17 protein-coding genes and 1 tRNA gene are annotated in these 19,935 nt (G+C 67.9%); 8 read left to right on the top strand and 10 right to left on the bottom strand.

Features of this window, described 5'->3' with window-relative positions:
* Positions 1 to 46: 46 nt before the first annotated feature.
* Entirely contained in the window at positions 47 to 1,210 is a 1,164-nt protein-coding gene (locus ACWCO2_RS07675) for a pyridoxal-phosphate-dependent aminotransferase family protein (RefSeq protein WP_450126907.1), read from the bottom strand.
* Between the two features lie 92 nt (positions 1,211 to 1,302).
* Here ACWCO2_RS07675 and ACWCO2_RS07670 point away from each other — a divergent pair, with 92 nt between their 5' ends.
* Positions 1,303 to 2,043, top strand: coding sequence for an IclR family transcriptional regulator (locus ACWCO2_RS07670; RefSeq protein ID WP_450126906.1), 741 nt, complete (start codon positions 1,303 to 1,305; stop codon positions 2,041 to 2,043).
* A 99-nt stretch (positions 2,044 to 2,142) separates the two neighbouring features.
* Here the strand turns inward: ACWCO2_RS07670 and ACWCO2_RS07665 are convergent, their stop codons facing one another.
* A complete protein-coding gene (locus ACWCO2_RS07665) occupies positions 2,143 to 3,033 on the bottom strand; it encodes a S1 family peptidase (protein WP_450126905.1) in 891 nt (296 codons plus the stop codon).
* Positions 3,034 to 3,227: 194 nt separating this feature from the next.
* On the opposite strand from ACWCO2_RS07665, the gene ACWCO2_RS07660 reads away from it, so the two are divergent.
* From ACWCO2_RS07660 to uvrA, 3 genes are all read left to right on the top strand, one after another.
* Complete coding sequence (locus ACWCO2_RS07660) at positions 3,228 to 3,551, top strand: hypothetical protein (protein ID WP_450126904.1); 324 nt, start codon at positions 3,228 to 3,230, stop codon at positions 3,549 to 3,551.
* Between the two features lie 337 nt (positions 3,552 to 3,888).
* Positions 3,889 to 5,280, top strand: coding sequence for a diguanylate cyclase domain-containing protein (locus tag ACWCO2_RS07655; RefSeq protein WP_450126903.1), 1,392 nt, complete (start codon positions 3,889 to 3,891; stop codon positions 5,278 to 5,280).
* 110 nt (positions 5,281 to 5,390) lie between these two features.
* Positions 5,391 to 7,823, top strand: coding sequence for an excinuclease ABC subunit UvrA (gene uvrA / locus ACWCO2_RS07650; protein ID WP_450126902.1), 2,433 nt, complete (start codon positions 5,391 to 5,393; stop codon positions 7,821 to 7,823).
* A 113-nt stretch (positions 7,824 to 7,936) separates the two neighbouring features.
* Here the strand turns inward: uvrA and ACWCO2_RS07645 are convergent, their stop codons facing one another.
* The 3 genes from ACWCO2_RS07645 to ACWCO2_RS07635 all read right to left on the bottom strand — a co-directional run bounded on the left by ACWCO2_RS07645 (position 7,937) and on the right by ACWCO2_RS07635 (position 13,734).
* Positions 7,937 to 9,022, bottom strand: a complete 1,086-nt coding sequence (locus ACWCO2_RS07645; protein ID WP_450126901.1) for a hypothetical protein — start codon at positions 9,020 to 9,022, stop codon at positions 7,937 to 7,939.
* 16 nt (positions 9,023 to 9,038) lie between these two features.
* Entirely contained in the window at positions 9,039 to 10,145 is a 1,107-nt protein-coding gene (locus ACWCO2_RS07640; RefSeq protein WP_450126900.1) for an SPFH domain-containing protein, read from the bottom strand.
* Positions 10,146 to 10,275: 130 nt separating this feature from the next.
* A complete protein-coding gene (locus ACWCO2_RS07635; RefSeq protein ID WP_450126899.1) occupies positions 10,276 to 13,734 on the bottom strand; it encodes an AAA domain-containing protein in 3,459 nt (1,152 codons plus the stop codon).
* A gap of 188 nt (positions 13,735 to 13,922) precedes the next feature.
* Between ACWCO2_RS07635 and ACWCO2_RS07630 the strand changes: the two genes are divergently transcribed.
* Genes ACWCO2_RS07630 through ACWCO2_RS07620 form a run of 3 tightly spaced genes read left to right on the top strand, consistent with a single transcriptional unit; the run spans position 13,923 to position 15,306 of the window.
* A complete protein-coding gene (locus ACWCO2_RS07630; protein ID WP_450126898.1) occupies positions 13,923 to 14,207 on the top strand; it encodes a restriction endonuclease in 285 nt (94 codons plus the stop codon).
* A 9-nt stretch (positions 14,208 to 14,216) separates the two neighbouring features.
* Positions 14,217 to 15,143: a hypothetical protein gene (locus tag ACWCO2_RS07625; protein ID WP_450126897.1), complete on the top strand. Its 927-nt coding sequence runs from the start codon at positions 14,217 to 14,219 to the stop codon at positions 15,141 to 15,143.
* Positions 15,079 to 15,306 carry a hypothetical protein gene (locus ACWCO2_RS07620; RefSeq protein ID WP_450126896.1) on the top strand — a complete coding sequence of 76 codons (228 nt, stop codon included), beginning with the start codon at positions 15,079 to 15,081 and terminating at the stop codon, positions 15,304 to 15,306. The genes ACWCO2_RS07625 and ACWCO2_RS07620 overlap by 65 nt, the downstream gene beginning before the upstream one ends.
* A 47-nt stretch (positions 15,307 to 15,353) precedes the next feature.
* Here the strand turns inward: ACWCO2_RS07620 and ACWCO2_RS07615 are convergent, their stop codons facing one another.
* Positions 15,354 to 16,283 carry a glycoside hydrolase family 16 protein gene (locus ACWCO2_RS07615; protein WP_450126895.1) on the bottom strand — a complete coding sequence of 310 codons (930 nt, stop codon included), beginning with the start codon at positions 16,281 to 16,283 and terminating at the stop codon, positions 15,354 to 15,356.
* 299 nt (positions 16,284 to 16,582) lie between these two features.
* Between ACWCO2_RS07615 and ACWCO2_RS07610 the strand changes: the two genes are divergently transcribed.
* Complete coding sequence (locus ACWCO2_RS07610; RefSeq protein ID WP_450126894.1) at positions 16,583 to 17,866, top strand: C39 family peptidase; 1,284 nt, start codon at positions 16,583 to 16,585, stop codon at positions 17,864 to 17,866.
* A 4-nt stretch (positions 17,867 to 17,870) separates the two neighbouring features.
* Here the strand turns inward: ACWCO2_RS07610 and ACWCO2_RS07605 are convergent, their stop codons facing one another.
* The 4 genes from ACWCO2_RS07605 to ACWCO2_RS07590 all read right to left on the bottom strand — a co-directional run bounded on the left by ACWCO2_RS07605 (position 17,871) and on the right by ACWCO2_RS07590 (position 19,806).
* The gene (locus ACWCO2_RS07605) at positions 17,871 to 17,996 is read right to left on the bottom strand and encodes a hypothetical protein (RefSeq protein ID WP_450126893.1); all 126 of its coding nucleotides are present in this window, start codon (positions 17,994 to 17,996) and stop codon (positions 17,871 to 17,873) included.
* Positions 17,972 to 18,349: a DEAD/DEAH box helicase family protein gene (locus ACWCO2_RS07600; RefSeq protein WP_450126892.1), complete on the bottom strand. Its 378-nt coding sequence runs from the start codon at positions 18,347 to 18,349 to the stop codon at positions 17,972 to 17,974. Before ACWCO2_RS07600 ends, ACWCO2_RS07605 begins: the two co-directional genes overlap by 25 nt.
* 73 nt (positions 18,350 to 18,422) lie before the next feature.
* Positions 18,423 to 18,518: transfer RNA gene (locus tag ACWCO2_RS07595), tRNA-Sec, on the bottom strand.
* Positions 18,519 to 18,696: 178 nt separating this feature from the next.
* Complete coding sequence (locus tag ACWCO2_RS07590; RefSeq protein WP_450126891.1) at positions 18,697 to 19,806, bottom strand: NDMA-dependent alcohol dehydrogenase; 1,110 nt, start codon at positions 19,804 to 19,806, stop codon at positions 18,697 to 18,699.
* Positions 19,807 to 19,935: the final 129 nt, after the last annotated feature.

The raw sequence follows: 19,935 nt of genomic DNA, 5'->3' as shown, positions 1-19,935 counted from the left end.
GCTGCGCGGGGGAAGAGCCGGTCAATGCAGGTCCTTTCGTTCGCGGTCAGGCGCGCAGGGCCTCCAGCGCGGTGTGGATTCCGGCGGGGTCGATCGGCACCCCGGCCAGCTGGAGTCCCATGTGGACACCGGACAGGGTTCCGGCCAGCGTCAGGTCGTTGAAGTCGCCGAGGTGGCCGATGCGGAACACGCGGCCGTTGAGCTTGCCCAGCCCAGCGCCCAGCGACATGTCGAAGCGGTCCAGAATGATCTGGCGGACCTCGTTCGCGTCATGCTCCTCGCTCAACAGCACGGCGGTGAGCGAACTGGAGTGCTCGCGTTCATCCGCGCACAACACCTCCAGCCCCCATGCCCGCACGGCGGCCCGGGTCGCCGCTGCGTGTCGGTTGTGCCGGGCGAAGACCTCGGGCAGCCCATCGGCTTCGAGGAGGGACAACGCTTCTCGCAGCCCGTAGAGCAGGTTGGTCGGTGGGGTGTACGGGAAGCTGCCGCGTTCGTTGGCTTCGAGGAAGGGCATCCAGTTCCAGTACGACTTCGGCAGCCGCGCCTTTTCGGCAGCAGCGAGGGCTTTTCGGCTGATCGCGTTGAACCCCAGACCGGGTGGCAGCATCAGGCCCTTCTGCGAGCAGCTGACCGTGACGTCCGCGCCCCACTCGTCGTGCCGGTAGTCGATGGAACCCAGCGAGGAGATCGTGTCGACCAGCAGCAGAGCGGGATGGCCGGCTTCGTCGATGGCGGAGCGGATCTCCGGCACGCGGCTGGTGACCCCGGTCGAGGTCTCGTTGTGCACGACCATCACCGCGGCGATGCTGTGCTGCTGGTCAGCGGCCAGGTGCTCGGCGACGACCGCTGGGTCGACACCGTGCCGCCAGTCGCCGGGGACGAAGTCGACGACCAGCCCGAGACCTTCAGCCATGTCGCGCCACAAGGTGGCGAAGTGGCCGGTTTCGAACGCGAGCACGCGATCACCCGGTGACAAGGTGTTGACCAGCGCGGCTTCCCAAGCTCCGGTGCCCGAGGACGGGTAGATGACGACGGGACCGGTGGTGCCGAACACCGGTTTGATCCGGCGGAGCACGTCCAGCGTCAGCTCGGCGAAATCCGGTCCGCGGTGGTCGATCGTGGGTTGCGCGAGGGCGCGCAGGATCCGGTCGGGAACGTTGGTCGGTCCGGGGATCTGCAGGAAGTGCCGTCCGCTGCGGGCAGTCATCGCACACCGAGCCCTTCTGTGCCGTGAGGTGGTACGCTGTGCCGTTTTGAAGCGCCGAGAGGGTAGGCATCGGGACAGGGAGAGTCAAGGCAGTGCGCAACGTCCTGAACACGCTGCGGGTGCTGGAAGAAGTCGCCGCGCGGCAGCCGATCGGTGTCGGTGAGATGGCCCGCGTGCTGGGCATGCCGAAGAGCACGGTCCAGCGTGCGCTGCTCACCCTCGACGAAGCCGGGTGGATCCGTCCGGCGGAGGGCGAGGTGAAGCGGTGGGCGCTGACCACCAAGGCGCTCGCGATCGGCGGCCGGGCCAGCGGCGACCTCGATCTGCGCGACGCGGCCCGGCCGATCATGGAGGACCTGCGCCGGCGCACCGAGGAGACGATCCACCTCACCGTCCCGGAGGAGGACAAGGTCGTCCTGATCGAGCGGCTGGAGACGTCCAAGCCGCTGCGCATCAGCATGTCGCTGGGGCACGCGCTACCGCTGCACGCCTCGGCCAACGGCAAGGCGGTCCTCGCGCACAGCGGTGCTGACGTGCTCAAGCGCGTGATCGCCGACGAACTTCCGCGCTACACCGAGAACACGATCATCGACCCGGACCAGATGCGCGCCGAGTTGGAGCGGATCCGGGAACGCGGATTCGCCGTCAACCACGGCGAATGGCGCACCGACGTCGGCTCGGTTGCGGCAGCCGTCGTGGGACCGGAGAAACCGATCGCCAGCCTCAGCGTCAACATCCCGGTGAGCCGCCTGACCCCGGAGTCCGAAGCGGTCTTCGGCCAGGCGGTGAGCGAAGCGGCGAGGACCCTCGCGGCCCGCCTCGGCTACGCCTAGGACGTCGAAGTACGGGGCGGGGAAGACCTCGTGAGGAGGTCCTCCCCGCCCCGCACTTGTTGCGGATGGTGGGTCAGTGACCGCGGCTACCTGGGCCCCTCAGCCTGAGATGATCTTCCCAGGGGACCCCGGGGCGCTGCCGGGGGATCCGCCGGGTGATCCGCCGGGGGACCCCGGCTTGCCGTCGGAGGACCCCGACGCGCCGCCGGAGCTCATGGTCTCGTTGATCCAGTCGGCGTGCGCCACGACGTCGGTGTAGATGCCGGGCTTCTCCGCGCAGTTCTCGGCCTGTCCGCGGCTGGTCGCGCCGACCAGTGCGTAACCGCTGCCATCGTTGATCACGGCCGGGCCGCCGGAGTCGCCGTAGCAGGCGCTCACCTTGCCGTCCTGGTTGTCGATGCACAGCTCGCGCGACGAGTCGAAGGGGTTGTCCGTGCTGGTGCACTTCGACGGTGAGATCGTCTTGGTATCCAGCTCCTTCAGCTCCACCGGCGGCTCACCGCATTTGGGCGCGCTGCACGTCTGACCCCAGCCGAGCAGGTGCAGCGCGGTGCCCGGCTGCGGCTGCGAGGAAGCGATCTGGATCGGATCGGACTCGGCCGGCTTGGACAGGTGGACCAGGGCGATGTCGTAGCCGGCCTCGTCCTGCTTGTAATTCGGGTGGGCCACGAACTTGTCCGGCTTGACGACCTCACCGCCGCTGGTGCGGTCGGTCGTCCCGATCCGGTAGTGGATGTCGCTGGGCTTCTGGTCCTTCACGCAGTGCGCGGCGGTGACGAGCCACTGCTGGTCGATCAGGGAAGCACCGCAGTGGTGCTGACCGTCACTGGACTGCATGGAGGCGATGAAGGTGTAGGTCTGGGTCGACTTGCTCCCTCCGATGATGAGTGGTGTGGCCGTGGCGCTGGCGATGGGGGTGGCGAGCACGAGCCCGGCCAAGACCGTCGCGGCTAACGCGAGAATTCCTCGCTTCAGAGAACCTCGGGGCATGTTCTGTCCTTCCGCTCCAGCTCTGCGTCGGGGGAGAGCGCCATGAGCTGGGAGTACGTGGGGGTCTGCCGAGATGCTTCCGGTGGACAAGACCATTAGCATTAACCCGAATGGGTGAACCACGCGACGTGTCGGATCAGCTATCGAGAGTGTGCAGCGAGACTCTTTGGTGCGACGAAACTTGTTGTGGGTCAATGGATCTCCGCATCCTTCGGTGCGATGTCCACCTGCTGGACCCGTGGAAGGCGGGGACTGTCCGTCACGGAGGCGGCTTCCCGCGCTCCAGGATCGCCAGCCCCGGCGTCAATCATCCACATAGGACTGTTTTGCCGCCGGGCGGCATGTTCCCGGTGGCCGCCTTCGCGGAGTTGGATCCCGAAACCGTCGACGTGCAACAGCAATCCGCATCGACGATCCGGAACTCACCGGCTTCCATCGCGCTGCCTTCGACTGCAGCTGTGGTGCCCGTGCTGGCAGGACGCAATTTCAATGGAAATCAGACGTCTGATTTCCATTGAAATTGCGGAAGTTGTCCACGGCGAGGGGGGCCTGTCCGCAGGTGTCGGCGTGTCGTGGCCCGACACGTGGACGCATCTCGGGCTGGCGCCTGGCGCTGCGGTTCGGCGGTACGAACAGATCCACAGTGGACGAGATTGCCGTGTTTCGACTGCTCGGCGCCGGGGACAAATGCCCGACGGAACCATCGTTTATGCAGGTCAGGGGCTTGATGGTCGGCTAGTTCAGGCGGCGTCGATGTGACCGGTGTGCCACAGTGGCGACGTGTTTGAGCCCCCACGGCAACCTCTTTCCAGACCACCCCGGTGGCTGGTAGCGCTGTGGCTTGCGGTGCTCGTGGTGACGGTGACCGTCGTGGTGCTCACCTACGCGCATCCGGTGGCCAGGTTCGCCGACGACCTCGCCGCCTTGGCCAACGCGGTCGTGGCCGTCGCCGCCTACGCCTGGACCGGCTGGCTGCACACCGGCTCGGAACGGCGCTGGCGCCTCCTGATGGCCGCAGGCCTGGGCGGCTGGGCAGTGGCGCACGCGATGTGGACGTGGCATCGCGCAGTGCACGGCGAGGCGGTGGCCGTTCCCGGAGTCGCCAGCGTGCTCTACCTGCTGCTCCCGGCCGGTGTGTTCGCCGCGCTGGTCGTGATAGCCCGGACCGACCACGCCACGCTGCGGATCTACGACACGGCCGACCCGCCGCGAGTCCTGCTGCTCGACGGCCTCATCGTGGTCACCTCGCTCGTCGCGCTCGCTTGCGAAGTCCTCGCGGTGAACGCGGGCGCCGGCGATTCCCCAGCACTGGTGCTGCTGTCGGTTTCCTACACGATCGGTGATCTCGTGCTGATCGTGCTCGCGCTGCTGATGACCCTCGTCCTGCGCAGCACCTGGCGACCCAGGCTGATCTGGCTGGTGGCCGGCCTGTGCGCCATCGGGGCCAGCGACGTCACCTACGCGCACAGCACGCTCTCCGACGCGACAACACCCGCAGCCGCCGAGCTCGGCTACATGGTCGGCATGGCCCTGCTGCTCCCCGCAGCGCTCGCGCCGCCCCGGTCGGCAGCCGTCCAGCGCCGCAACATGTCGCTGGCTATGCTCGCGGTGTCCTACGTTCCGCTGGCCGTCGTCCTGGCCATGGTCGTCATCAACGTCGCAGGCGGGAGCCCGTACCCCGACGTCGTCTACGTCCTTAGCGTGATCATCGCGCTGGTCGTGATCCGCCACGTCATCACCTTGCTGCAGCTCTACCGGTCCCACCAGCGGCTGGCCCGGGCGATCCTGCGGGATCCGCTCACCGGCGTCGCCAACCGGGTGCTGCTGGCCGACCTGCTCGACGAAGCGGTGTCCAGCCCCGAGTTCGAGGAGCGCGGGCTGATCTACGTGGACCTGGACGACTTCAAGGCCGTCAACGACTGGCTCGGGCACCGGGCGGGCGACGAGCTCCTGCGCATCACCGCCCACCGGCTGCGCCGTAGCGTGCGCGAGGGCGACACCGTCGCGCGCATCGGCGGCGACGAGTTCGTCATCCTCCTCGTTCCGCCGCCGAACAATCCCGAGGTGCTGATGCAGCGCCTGGCCGACGCCGTGGCGGAGCCGGTCAGCTTGGCGGGGGAGGACCTGCCGGTGTGGATCACCGCCAGCATCGGCTATCACCGCATCGCCCCAGGTCAGCACCCGAGCGACGCGCTGGCGTACGCCGACCGTGCGATGTACCGGGACAAGCGCAGCAGGATGGACTGACCGGGCAGTGCCCCGCAGGTCAATTTGCGCAGAGGGCATGGCGCAGCTCCAGCGCCTCCTCGATAGCGTGGGCCGGATCGCGATGCTGCTCGACGTGTGAGGATGCGCTGGTGTCAGACCACGACAGCTCCATGGTCCGCTTGCGCGGAGTGCGGGTGCACAACCTGCGCGATGTCGACGTCGACTTCCCGCGCGATGCGCTGGTCGCCGTCACCGGCGTCTCCGGATCGGGAAAGTCGTCGCTGGCGTTCGGAACGGTCTACGCCGAGGCCCAGGCCCGCTACCTCGAGTCGGTCGCGCCCTACGCCCGGCGGCTCATCGACCAGGCGGGCGCACCGGACGCCCGTGAGATCATCGGCCTGCCGCCCGCCGTCGCGTTCCAGCAGGCCCGCGGCGCGGTCCAGGCCCGTTCCACGGTCGGCACCGTGACCTCGCTGTCGAACTCCTTGCGGATGCTGTTCTCCCGCGTCGGCACCTATCCCGACGGTGCGCAGCGGCTGGACTCCGACGCCTTCTCCCCGAACACGCCGGCGGGCGCGTGCCCGCACTGCCACGGCCTCGGGCGGATCCACGCGGTCAGCGAGTCCTCGCTGGTGCCCGACCCGGGGCTGTCCATCAACCAGAAGGCGATCGCCGCGTGGCCGGGCGCCTGGCAGGGCAAGAACTACCGCGACATCCTGGCCACCCTCGGCTACGACATCGACCGGCCGTGGCGGGAGCTGCCGCAGGCTGAACGCGAGTGGATCCTGTTCACCGACGAGCAGCCCGTGGTCACCGTGCACCCCGAGCGCGAGGCGGGACGCATCCAGCGCCCCTACCAGGGCACTTACCAGAGCGCTCGCCGATACGTCCTGCACACCTTGGCGACGACCCAGAGCGCGACGCTGCGCAAGCGCGCGTTGCAGTACGCAGAGGTGCTTCCGTGCCCGGCTTGCGACGGTTCGGGCTTGCGGCCCGAGGCGCTCGCGGTGAAGTTCGCTGGTGCGAACGTCGCCGAGCTCGCGGCGCTCCCGCTCACCGTGCTCGCCGCCAAGCTGAGCCCCGAGCAGGACAACGAGGTCGCGCGGGTCATCGTCACCGATCTCCTCGCCCGCATCGATGCGCTGGTCGAACTCGGCCTGGGCTACCTCGCGATGGACCGGACGACCCCGACGCTCTCGGCCGGTGAGCTGCAGCGACTGCGCCTGGCGGCCACGCTGCGCTCCACGCTCTTCGGTGTCGTCTACGTGCTCGACGAGCCCTCGGCCGGACTGCACCCCGACGACACCCAGGCGCTGCTTCGCGTACTGGACCGGATCCGGGAAGCCGGGAACTCGCTGGTCGTCGTCGAGCACGAGCCGGAGGTGATCCGCCACGCCGACTGGCTGATCGACGTCGGTCCCGGTGCGGGGGAACACGGCGGACACGTGCTGCACAGCGGCCCCTTGGCGGGACTGGCGGACTCCGCGGAATCGGTCACCCGCACCTACCTGCTCGACCCGCCCGTTCCGGCCAGCCGCGACCGGGAGCCGACCGGACACGTCGAGCTGCGCGGCGTCAGCCTGCACAACCTGGTCGAAACCGACGTCGACATCCCGCTCGGCGTTTTCACCGCCGTCACCGGGGTTTCCGGCTCGGGCAAGACGACCCTGGTCACCGGTGTCCTGGCTGCTGCTGTCCGCGATCACCTCGGTGCGTCCGGCCCGGACGACGAGGACGAGCCGCAGGACCTCGCGTCCCGGTACGTTCGCGACATCGTCGGCCTGGAGGCGATCAAGCGGCTGGTCGAGGTCGACCAGCGGCCGATCGGACGTACCCCGCGGTCGAACCTCGCGACCTACACCGGCCTGTTCGACGGGGTGCGCAAGCTGTTCGCCGCCACCGACGAAGCCCGCCAGCGCAAGTACACGGCCGGCCGGTTCTCGTTCAACGTCGACGGCGGGCGCTGCGAGACCTGCCAGGGGGAGGGGGCGGTGGCCGTTGAGCTGCTGTTCCTGCCCAGCAGCTACTCGCCCTGCCCGGCCTGCCATGGCGCCCGGTACAACCCGGAATCCCTTGACATCCGCTACCGCGACAAGTCGATCGCCGATGTGCTCGCCATGACCGTCGACGAAGCCCGCGACTTCTTCGCCGATGTGCCGGCGGTGGCGCGCAGCCTGGACACCCTCCGCGACGTCGGGCTGTCGTACCTGGCCCTCGGCCAACCGGCCACCGAACTCTCCGGCGGCGAGGCGCAGCGGATCAAGCTGGCGACGGAACTGAAGCGAACCCGCCGCGGCAAAACCCTGTTCGTCCTCGACGAACCCACCACCGGCCTGCACCCGGCCGATGTGGACGTGCTGATGCGCCTGCTGCACGCGCTGGTCGACGCGGGCAACACCGTCGTGGTGATCGAGCACGACATGTCCGTCGTCGCAGGCGCGGACCACGTCATCGACCTCGGACCCGGCGGCGGGGACGAAGGTGGCTCGGTGGTGGCCGCCGGTACTCCGGCGAAAGTGGCGCGCACCGATTCCAGCCGCACCGCGCCGTACCTGCGCGAGGTGCTCGAAAACCCGCGCTGAAAATCGGATACCTCCTGCTTTCCGGGCTTTTCCCAATCGGGGAACGGCTTTTCCGGATACCTGGAGGTGCGATCAGGGACGTGATCAGCGGGAGATGAATCCGTTGATCACGGTCAATGGTGGTTGTTGCCGAAGACGAGGAACATGATCATCAGGGCGATCAGGGCGGCGATGACCGCGAGGGCGATCTTGACCTTGCTGTACGGGCGTTCGCCCTGGATCTCGCCGGTGCGGCCGTTGATCAGGATTTGCCAGCTCTTGCCCGCGTACATGTAGGTCGCGACCCAGATCGGCAGCAGCATCAGCTTGAACGTGATGTTGGTGAAGTTGGTGTTCACCGCGTTGACGCGCTGCGTGTCGCCGCCGATGTCGCGCCGGCAGTCCTCCTGGAGCACCTTCGACATCCGCGATTTGGCCTCGTCGAGCCCGTTCTCGGGTTCCACGTCGTAGCGCAGCGCGTAGTAACCGGCCAGGTACTGCTGCTGGAAGGGTTGGGCCTCGGGCAGCGGCCACGGAGCGAGCGAGTCCACCTTGTCGACCGGGAGCACCATGCTGGCAGGCACCAGGACGTCGTCGAACGCGCGGGACACCTGACCGCTCACGCTGTACCAGCGGGTCCGGCGCTCCGTCCGGGTGTTGCCGTTGCTGTCCCGCGTGGTGACGTAGTAGTGCACGCCCCGCTGACCGCGGTAGTGGGAGAAAGTGTCCGAGTCGTAGGTCCAGTGCGGCATGTAGGTGCCCTTGGTCGACTCGGCGCTGACCACCCTCTTGAACGCGTTCGGCGCGAACCACCGCGACGACACCCACTTGCCCAGTGAAGTCCGAATGCCGTTGTGGTCCACCATGAACGGCAGCACGCCCTCGGGGATGATCTGCCCGGTCGCGTTGGGATCCAGCACCAGCGGCGAACCGCAGAACTGGCACAAGCCCGCGGTCGCGGTGGTCTCCGTCTGCGCAGAACAGCGCTGGCAGACCAGCGTGTACGGGGCGAGCTGGCCGACCGGTTTGCGGGGCAGCGAGCCCAGCTCCTCGATCGCGATCTCCCGGATCTGCTGGCCGCTGGCCTGGATCTCCTGCCGGAACCCGCAGTAGGGGCACTGCAGCACGTTCGTGCCGGGCGTGAACTCGAGGCGGGCGCCGCAGCCACCGCAGGGATAGGTGGCCGACGCGGCCGGGCTTCCGCCGTGCGGGTTGGACATCGGGTTCCCCTCCGGCTCAGGCTTGCGGCGGCAGCGGCGGCGGCACCTGGCCGAACAGGGAGTTGAGCTCCGGAACCTGGCGCGCGGCCACCCACGACGGCATGCCCTGCTTCCACACCAGGGTGTCCGCGGTCAGCGTGCCGCTGGAGATCTGCTGGCCGAGCGCGGAGAAGCCGAACGGGCCGAGCTGCTGGCCGTTCGCGCCGAGGTACCACTGGTCCTGCTGCGGCAGCGGCGGCGGACCAGCCGGTGCTCCCTGCTGCGGCGCGGGCTGGTGAGCGGCGGCCGCGGCCTGCTGACCGAGCGCCATGCCCATCCCCATGCCCATGCCGGCACCAGCGCCGCCGTCGTTCTGCGCGGCCTTCTCCATCGCGTTGGCGGCCTGGAACTGCGAGTACTGGTTGAGGTCGCCTGCGATGCCCATCTGGGTCCGCTTGTCGATCATGGCCTCGACCTCGGGCGGCACCGAGACGTTCTCGATGATGAACCGCGAGATCTCGATGCCCAGCGGGCGCAGTTCCAGGTTCAGCGCGTTGGCGATCCGCTCGCCGATCTGCCCCTGCTGGGTGACCAGGTCGAGCATCGGCACGCCGGAGGCGGCCAGCGCCGGCCCGAGCTTGCCGATGATCATCTGGCGAAGGTGCTCGGAGACCTCTTCGGTGCGGAACGCCGGGTCGGTTCCGGCGAGTTCGCGCAGCAGCGCCACCGGCTCGATCACTCGCAGCGCGTAACCGCCGAAGGCCCGCAGCCGGACCATGCCGAACTCCGGGTCGCGCACGATGACCGGGTTCTGGGTGCCCCACTTGAGGTCGGTGAACTGCCGGGTGTTGACGAAGTACACCTCGGCCTTGAACGGCGAGTTGAAGCCGTACTTCCAGCCCTTGATGGTGGACAGGACCGGCATGTTCTGCGTGTCGAGCGTGTACATACCGGGCGGGAAGGCGTCGGCGACCTGCCCCTCGTTGACGAAGACGGCTGCCTGCGACTCGCGCACTGTCAGCTTGGCGCCCATCTTGATCTCGTTCTCGTGGCGGGGAAACCGCCAGACGATGGTGTCGCGACTGTCATCGGTCCAGTCGATGATGTCGATGAACTCGCCGCGGACCTTGTCGAACAAACCCACCGTGAACCCCCGCCGACTACTAGGACTTCGACAACGACGTTAGCAAACCCATCACCCGGCCAACCGCGACTTCGACCGAATCACCCCGCAAACCCCTATGCCCCTGATCACAGTGCTGCTCGTGGTGTGTCTACCGGTCGGGGAGACGGGGAGTGGCGTGCGGCAGGTTGGCTGCCAGGACGTCGAAATGGCGTTGCACTGACCAGGCACTTCTGTCCCCGATGACGTAAAGGCGGCGTTTGGCCCGGCTGACCGCGACGTTGAGCAAGTTGGGTTTGCTCGCGGCCCACCGGCGGGCACCCGGGCTGTCGGGTTTGCTGCCGAGCACGGCGATGACGATGTCCGCCTGCTTGCCCTGTGCGGTGTGGACGGTGCCGGCGACCAGCCCCGGATGCCGTCGTGACCGGGCCGCGAGCTGGCGTGCGATGTCGCGGAACGGGCCGATCGCCATGACCCCGGACATGTCGAAGTCGAGGCCCGCGAGGACGCCGAGGATGTGGTCGAGTTGCTTGCCCTCGTCCGGGATCCAGTGGCCTTGGGCGTTGCTGCTGGCCACGTCGATCCACTTCGATTCGGGGAGCGTCGGGTAAGCAGTTTCGAAACGCTCCCCCGCAGCGCTGCCGGTCCCGTTGATCATGAGGCCGTCGTAGGCGACGGCGTTGACGATGTCGAACATCGGCTGGTCACAACGTCGGTGGACGGTCAGCGGAACACCGACCCAAGTCATTCCGTCGTCGTCCGGCAGCTCTGTGCCGAGCGGGGTGAGGCGGTCGGCGATGCGCTGGACGGAGGTGCGGCTGGGCGACCACTGTTCGTCGACATCGTGTTCGTTGCGGATAGCCTGCTCCGCGCGGAAGGGCAGGGTGGTGATCGGTTCCAGCTGCAGCGGGTCGCCGACGACGATGGCGCGCTGGGTTCGCCACAGCGCTCCGACCGCGTTCTGCGGGGTCGCCTGCCCGGCCTCGTCGATGAGCAGCCACCCGAGCGCTTCCTTGCCGAGGTGGCTGAACAACCGGGAGTAGGAGGCGAAGGTGGTGGAGACAACGGGCACCACGAAGAACAAGCTCTGCCACGCGGCGAGAACTGCCTCTTCCGGGGCATCTGAGGGTGCGCCGCCGCCGACAACGTCCATGGCGGCTTGCAGGTTTCGGCGCATCTCGGTGGGGGCGTGCTGCAGGAATGCCTTGTGCAGCGCTAGGGCGGCGAGGAAGAGTTCGCTGCGGGCGGTGTTCCACTCCGGATCGGTCCACAGCGCGGCTAGCTCCCGGCGCTCGCGGTCGTTCCACCACGTTTCGTCGGGGTAGTGCCGACCGAGAAAACCGGCTGCTTGGTCGAGCTGGTCGTCGAGCCTGGCGAGTTGGGACTCGCCACCACGCAACGCTGCCTCGGCTTCGGCCTGGGCGCTCGCGGCGCTGGCGATTTCCTGCTCGGCTAGCGCAACATCTCGCCGCGCTGCGACGAGCGGTTCGTAGGTGACCACCGGTGTGGGGACGCCGACTTCCAGGACGTGCTCGGCTGCGTCCAGTTCTTTCTTGGCGTCGACGACTGCCCGTCGGGCGGCTTCCACTTCTCGTTGCGCCGCAGTCACTTCCTGCTGTGCATCGTGCAGTTTCTGCTCGGCGGAGCGCACTTCGGTGGTCAGCCACACGTCCTGCTGCAACCACCGCTTGCCCGCTCCGCCGAAGGTCAGCAGTTGTTCCCAGAACCCCGGCCGGGACTGCTGGTGCTGGGCGTGGACCTGCCACCGACGCCCCAGCTCGGCTTCCCACGACCGGATTGTGTGGCCGTTCTCAACGCTTCGGCCTTGGCCGTTCCGTTCAGCCGCTGCTTGTCGTTCGTGGAGCACCCGTGCCGCATCATCTCTGCGCCTGCGGGCGGCTTGCTCGGCCTCGGCTCGACGTGCTCGGGCGAATCGATCGGCTTCGTCCAGCTGCTGGCGTTCGACGAGGACCGCGGTGTCGCGGCGCTGCTTGGCTGCTTCCACTAGCCCAACCGCCTCGGACACCGAGCTCCGCAAGTCGACCAGCTCGGCTTCCACCTGCGCCCGGCGCTCGACCGTCCGGTAGACGGCAGATCTCTCGGAGCGGAGGGTTTCCACCTTCTTCGAGGTGTCTCGGAAAGCACCAACGGCATCGGCCCACGACTGCTCTGGGGCGGTCTGCTCGTAGTTCTTGAGAATCGTCAACAGGCCGAACCAGGGGTTGTCATCGGCTCGCTCGTCCGGTTTGTGGAACCAGAAGGCGTTGGTGAAGCGGCTGCGGTTGCCCTTGTTGCCGAGCCGTGCCGCGATCGCTGCCCAGCCGTCGTGACTCACCGGCTCGTCAGCGCTCTGCCGATTCTTGGCCTCGGAGTCGGGTGCAAGCAGCGCAGTGGCGATTGCGGGGAAGTAGTCCAGTGCGGCAGCTTGTTCCTGCCACGACTCGTCGATGGCGTCGGCAGCCGGGATTTCGTCGGTGACGTTCTGCACCGCGCCGTTGTTCGCCGAGGCAACCACGATCTCGAAGCCGGTGAGTTCGGGGCGCCACTCGCTGATGACCCGGGTGTATTGCCCAGTGGCCCAACGCATCTGCTCGCCGGTGAACGCCTTCTGAGGGCTGGACAGCGACGCCAGCAGTTCAGCCCGCTCCACCACCAGAGCAGCGATGAGGTCGCGGAGCATCGTGGTCTTACCTGTGCCGGGCGGGCCGTTGACGCCCATGAGGCCGTCGCCTGGCATTGAGACCGCGGTGCTCACCGCCAACTGCTGGTTGAGCGCAAGCGCGTGCTCCGGGAGGCTGGGCCAACGACCAGCTGGGACAGCGTCCGGAGAGGTGGCTGCGAGCGCGGTGTCGATCCGCTCCCGGACGTCGATCCGCCGAGTGGTGGGGATTTCGGCCTCAGGCCGCAGGTACTCGTGCAGCGCGGTGCCGATGTCTCCCTTCGCCGTGCGTTCGGCGACCAGGGCTAGGTCGTTCATGATGTGGCTGTTGAGGAAGTCGTGACTGGCGACGGCATCGGCCTTGCGCTGGGACACGGCCCTGCTGCTGATGCGGATCTCGGTGGTCGGCAGGGCGGCATCGGTTCCGGCGGCAGCCACCGCGCTGGCGAGGCACTCGGCGAGGTCGTCGGCGTCCAGCATTCGCGGAACTTGTTTGGACGGAGCACCTTGCGGGGAGCTGTGCTCGTCGGTGACCACGTCCCGCAACGCTTCACCGAAATCGAGCGTGGCGTCCTGGAAGTCGGCCAGCAAGTCTCGGCTGCCGGCTGCCTCCTGGAACACCTTCCCAGTGGCCCAAGCGCAACTCGACAGCACCTCGGAGTCGAGGATGGCGCGTCCGTCCTCGCCGACGAGGAACGCGGCGATGGCGCTCTCCCCAGCAGGGCGCTCGTCGTAGCTGTCCGCATCCGGTTCGAAGACCCGTGACAGCACCTCGAAGACCTTGTCCAGCTGGTAGATCCCCAGGTACACGACGTGCTGCCACACCTGGTCCGACCGCAGCCGCCGCCGCGCGAGCTCGTGGTCGGGATCCCACGGCAACAGCTGGTCCGGCCGCACGGCGAACACGTCCTGCTCACGAGCGACCTTGTCGACCTTCTGCGGGCTGAACATCTCAACCGTCTGCCAGAACTCGACAACCCCAGCCCGCCTGGCATCCCCTAGTCGCGCCAACCCCAGCTCCGATCAACTCATCGCCACCAGCCGACCACGAATCGTATCGTCCGGAAAGGGAAGCAGTTCGGCAGAGCCATCAGTTGAGTCCGGCTGAAGTGGGACCTGCTGGCGACAAGATTCCGATCATGGGCGGTCTATCGGTCATTCAGGCCAAGCGTTACACCAAACTGGTTCCTGCCGATGCAGCGCGGGCGCTGTGGGGTGTGATGGAGGACAAGAAGGCCGGTACAGGCGTGCTGGTCACCACCTCGTACCTCGGCAAGGCCACCCATGACTTCGCAAAGCATTGGCAAGTCCGCGCGCCGAGGCTATCGAGACCGGCGAGAACTTCCGTCGGTGCTCGATTGATGTTCGGGGGCAACCTGATCGGTTCTGTTGGCGTCTTGTGGGGGCACGGGTTCGTCGGCTGAGGGGTTTTGATGGTGAGGAGTGGCGTTGCGGTCGCCGCGGCGGTGGTTGCCGTTGTGGGTGTTGCGGGGACGGCGTTGGCCGAGGGCACTTGGAGTCGGGAGGAGTTTCCGGGGCTGCCGGACATGGCGTCCTACGTGAGCACCGTGTCCAGTGGGGGAGGCGCTACCTGGGCTCTTGGTAGTTACAGCCCGCCCGGATCGCCGACGTCGGTTACCGCGCAGGGTTTTCGTCGGGAGGAGAGCGGGCGTTGGGTCGAGGTGGCGGTTCCGAACATCGGGCAGATCGTTTCCTCCGCGGTGACCGGTCCTGACAACGCCTGGGCGGTCAGCTCGTTCACCAAGGTCAGCCAAGGTGCGACGATGCACTGGGACGGGAAGGCGTGGACCGAGGTTCCGGTGGAGGTGCCGGACGCTCCGCGCGTCTCTCCCAGTGACGTTGCCGCGGTCGGACCCGATGTGTGGGCCATCGGGAACGCTTATCGCGACGGCCAGGACCCGATTTCGCGGAGCTTCGCGGTGCGGTGGGTCGACGGTGGTTGGCAGGGCGTTGCACTGCCGCCCGAGGCCGACGAGCAGCTCTTCGCCAGCATCGGTGGCGCCGCGCCGGATGACATCTGGATGGCCGGAACGACAGGTCAGCGGCCGCACCAGATCGTGTCGATGCACTGGGACGGCTTGCAGTGGAGCCACGTTCCGGTGCCGCCGGTGGACACGACGGAATCCGACTACATCACGGTGCACGATGTCGCTGCCTTCCGGCCGGATAACGTCTGGATCTCGGCCACCCAGACGCCCTACGACACCCCCCGAGTCCAGTCAGCCGATCCTGATGCACTGGGACGGGGCGCAGTGGAGCCGGCAGGATCCGCCGGTGCCGGTCAGCAAGCTCGGAAAGCTCGTGCCGGCTGGTGGCGCGCTGTGGAACCTCGCGCCTGACGCGCTGCTGCGCTACGACGGGACCTCGTGGCAGCAGGTCGACGGACCGCAGGACGGTGCTCTCGGCAACGCTGCCGAGCTCCCGGACGGTCGCTTGGTCGGCACCGGCAGCACGGGCGGCTCGTACCAACCTCAGCCGTTCGCAGTCGTGCAAAGCCCCTGACTCGCCGGACCTCTCCGGCCAGGCGGTCGGAGAGGTCCGTTGTCCGGTCAGCGGTTGTAGACGGCGACGTAGTCGACCAGCATCGGGTGGCCGGGTTCGGTGGCCGCGGTCGGAGTGGTGAAACCCGCGTCCCCGTCCGGGAACGCCCCGCCCATCGCCAGGTTGAGCAGCAGGAAGTAGCCGTCGTGCGAGGTCATGTTCTGCCAGGCGGCCGGGTCGATCTGGGATTCGCGCACCGAGTGGAACTGCTGGCCGTCGACGTACCAGCGCAGTTCCTCGGTGTCGCCAGTGCGGTCCCACTCGAAGCGGTAGGTGTGGAATCCGGCTTGGCAGGTCTCGCCGGGGCAGGGGCTGCTGCCGCCGATGCCCGTGGTTTCGTTGCACGAACCGCCGGGGCTGACGTCGCAGTGCAGGACGCCGTGCGTCTCGTTCTTGCCGTTGACGTTCTCCATCATGTCGAACTCGCCGATTCCCGGCCAGTTCCAGTAGTTCTCGCGGTAGGGCGAGCCCAGTGCCCAGAACGCCGGCCAGTAGCCGAGCGCAGCGTCACCGGTGGTGTTGGGGACCTGCAGGCGCGCTTCGATGCGGACCGCGCCACCTTCGGCGGCCTTGAAATCGGCCCGCTGCGTCTCGATCCGCGCTGAGGTCCAGTTCCCGGCGTCATCGCGCAGCGGGGTGATCTGCAGGTTCCCGTTGCCGTCCTGGGCGATGTTGGCCGCGTCGTCGGTGTAGGTCTGGATCTCGCCGGTGCCCCAGTTGTCCGGGCCGCCCGGGTAGGAGGTGCCGGTGTCGATGATCCAGTCCGGCGACGGCGGGCTGCCCGCGTCACCGGTGAAGTCGTCGCCGAAGGTCAGCGTCCAGCCCTCGTCCGGTGGCGGGACGTCGGCGGCCGCGGGTGGGATGGAGACCCAGGCGATGCTCAGGCCCAGGGAGAGGGAAGCGGCGGCGATGCGGCTTCGCATCCGGCTTGCTGTCATGGCGGTCCTCCGCAGCTGTGGTCGGTGGTGTTCCCGTGCGCCCGATCGCCCAGATTCCCCGCAGCCCATTCGTTCGAGGCAGCTGCGAACAACCCGGCACAAGATCAGCACGGCTGGGCTGGCGGGGTGAGTTCAGCGAGGTGTGAAACCGCAGGTCGAATGCTTGATTTGACCACTGCGGAACGTCGATGGCTCCGCGGTTTCCCAAGCGTCCCCGTGGAGCTGGGAAGTGTGCGAACCTGGTCTGCGAACACATCGGGAGATGCCGCCGAGACGCGGTAAGGCGATCGGGTGTCAGCATGCAGGTGCGCAGGGTGATCCGTGGCTGGGCGCTCACCGTTGTCGTGAGTGCGTTGGTGCTGGCAGTGGTCGGTTGCGGCCCGGCCGCGGAGAAGGCGGACATCGACTTCCACGAGTGGAGCTCGGGCCTGGACTTTCAGGAGGGAACCGCGGAGGGGACCGCAGTCGACGGGGACTCCATCCGGATCGACGAGCCGCTCGACACCGTCTTGCATCTGTCACCCGATGGTGAGGAGCGCGAGTACGACTTCGCCCGGTGGACCTCGCCTATGCATCCGCTCGACTTCGGCGCGACCCAGCTGGTGGCCTCGTGGAACGCGTCGACTCCGCCGGGGACCTGGGTGCAGGTAGAGATGCGGGGACACACCGCCGGCGGGGCCGAGACCGGCTGGTACGTGCTGGGTCAGTGGGCTTCGGGGGACGCCGACATCAAGCGCACGAGCGTAGGCGGGCAATCCGACGCCAACGGGTCCGTCGACGTGGACACCTTCACCGCGAGCCCGGGCGAGGAGCTGTCCGGGTACCAACTGCGCGTCACCCTCTACCGCGCCACCGGGACGTCCACGTCGCCCTCGGTGTCGCTGCTGGGCGCGATGGCTTCAGCGATTCCCGACAGGTTCGAGGTTCCGATCTCGGGATCCGGCGGGGCGTGGGGCGTCGAACTCCCGGTGCCGCGCTACTCCCAGAACATCCACAAGGGACACTTCCCGCAGTTCGGCGGTGGCGGCGAGGCGTGGTGCAGCCCGACCTCGACGGAGATGGTCGTCGAGTACTGGGGGAAGCGCCCGTCCGAGCAGGACCTCTCCTGGATCGAGCCGAACCACCCGGACCCCGTCGTCGACCACGCCGCCCGGCAGACCTTCGACTACGCCTACGACGGAACCGGGAACTGGTCGTTCAACGCCGCTTACGCCGCCTCCTACGGCTTGGAAGCGCGGATCACCCGACTGCGTTCGCTGGCCGATGCCGAGCAGTACATCCGCAGCGGAATTCCGCTGATCACCTCGCAGTCGTTCCGCGCCGACGAGCTCGACGGCGCTGGTTACGGCACCGAAGGTCACCTCATGGTCGTCGTCGGGTTCACCGAGGACGGCGACATCGTCGTCAACGACCCCGCTTCCTCAGACGACGCCGCCGTGCGCAACGTCTACCCGCGCAAGCAGTTCGAGAACGTCTGGCTGCGCACCAAACGCCACGACGCCGACGGCAAGGAGGCCAGCGGCTCCGGTGGCGTCGCCTACATCATCACCCCGCCCGGATTCCCCGGACGCCCTGCGCTCTGATGCGCTAGCGGGGATTGCTCCAGTGCAGGGTGCGCACGATCTGGTGCGGTCGTTCGCTGGCTGCGCGCAGGGTCAGCTCGGTGGCTTCCGGCGTGCCCGCGCGGATCAGGTGGGTTCCGGGAACCCGCACGAGTCAGGGCGTGTGGATTTCTGCGATTCGCACAACGCGGTCAACAGCAGTTGGTAGGTGACCGAGTGCAGCTGCGCCGGACCGTCGAGGCTGGTGCTGGCGAAGGTGTCCGGATCAGCGCCGAACAGCGCGACGGAACTGCGCCACTGGTTGCGGATGGCGGTGGTGGGAGACAGGACGAGTGTGCGTAGGCCGAGGCGGCGGGCCAGCTCGAGCTCCACGAGCGTTCTGCCGGAACCGGGCGGGGCGCACAGGTGCCACCGCCGATCGGTCACGTGCGAGGACAGCTCCAGCAGGTGCTGCTGGGACTTCCGCCAGGTGAACATCGGCGACAGGTCGGACCAACCGGTCACGCCGCGCCCCGCAGGACGATCTCCACCGGCCCAGGCTAAAGCATGCCCTGCGCACGGCCACTGCTGCCGGATTTGGCGGAGGTGGACGGGAATCGAACCCGCCTGGCCGAGGTGCTCGGCCACGTCGGTTTTGAAGACCGCGGGGGCCACCAGGCGCCCTCACACCTCCAGCGCCGAGGATAGGGCGCAGCGCAGCTGATCGCTCCGGTGCAGCACCAGGGGATGCGGTTGCTGAACGTCGCCGGAAAATGGCGGGCTCGCCGTGCGGCTGTTGCCACGCGGCGAGCCCTGCCCCCGTTAGGTCGGGCGCTTCAGTACCCGGCCCCCGTCTGGTCCGCTCGGCCCCCTCAGTCGTGAACGATCACGCCGCGGATGTTCTTGCCGTCGCGGAGGTCTTGGTAGCCCTGGTTGACCTGATCCAGGGTGTATCGGGTCGTGATCAGCTCGTCGAGCTTGAGCTGGCCGGCGTCGTAGAGGCGCAGCAGCCGCACGATGTCGTACTGCGGGTTGGACGAGCCGAACAGCGTGCCCTTGATGATCTTCTCGTTCAGCGTCAGGTCGGCGCCGGAGACGTGCACGGTGAGCTTGGTCGGGTCGGCCAGGCCGGTGATGACCACGGTGCCGCCTTTGCCGATCGCAGCGGTCGCGCTGGCCACCACGGCCTCGTCGACCGTGCCGACCAGGATCAGCGCCGCGTCCGCGCCCTGGCCCCAGGTCAGCTCGGTGACCTTGGCCTGCGCTTCGTCGGCGTCGGCGAAGGCGTGCGTGGCGCCGAACTCCAGCGCCTTCTCCCGCTTGAACTCCAGCGGATCGACCACGACGACGTACTTCGCCCCGGCCTGCAACGCGCCCTGCACGGCGTTGATGCCGAGCCCGCCGATGCCGTAGATGATCACGGTGTCACCAGCACGGACGTTGCCCGCGTTGACCGCGGTGCCCCATCCGCTGGGCACCCCGCAGCCGACCACGACCGCGGTCTCCAGCGGCAGCCAGTCGTCGACCTTGACCACCGAGTGCTGCGAGATGGTGGCCCGCTCGGAGAACGTACCGAGCATGCACATCGCGCCGATGTCCTCGCCGTCGGAGTGGAACCGGAACGACCCGTCGGGCATTGAGCCCGCCAGGATGGTCGCGCCCATGTCGCAGAGGTTCTGCCGACCTGTCGAGCAGTAGCGGCAGGTGCCGCAGTTGGGGATGAAGCTGCACACCACGTGGTCGCCCGGCTTGACCTTGGTGACGCCGGGGCCGACCTCTTCGATGATCCCGGCGCCCTCGTGGCCGCCGACGATGGGGAAGCGCGGTGGTAGGTCGCCGTCGGTGAGGTGCAGGTCGGAATGGCACAGCCCGGCCGCGGTGTACTTGATCAGCACCTCGCCTTCGCGCGGGCCGTCCAGGTCGAGTTCGACGATCTCGAAGGGTTTGCCGACGTCCCGGAGCACTGCCGCCTTCGTCTTCAATTCCGGCCTCCGATCACAGCGCGACTGCCTCGGTCTTGGTGCAGGTCGATCCCAATTCACTCCCCGGGCTGGCTGCTCGGAACCGCCGAACGCCGGGGGCTCGTGCCGGTTGATCCGCACCGAATCGGC

It is taken from the genome of Saccharopolyspora sp. NPDC002376, assembly GCF_053593195.1.
The sequence above is the reverse complement of the archived record's forward strand: the minus strand, read 5'-3'. Positions and strand labels throughout refer to the sequence as shown.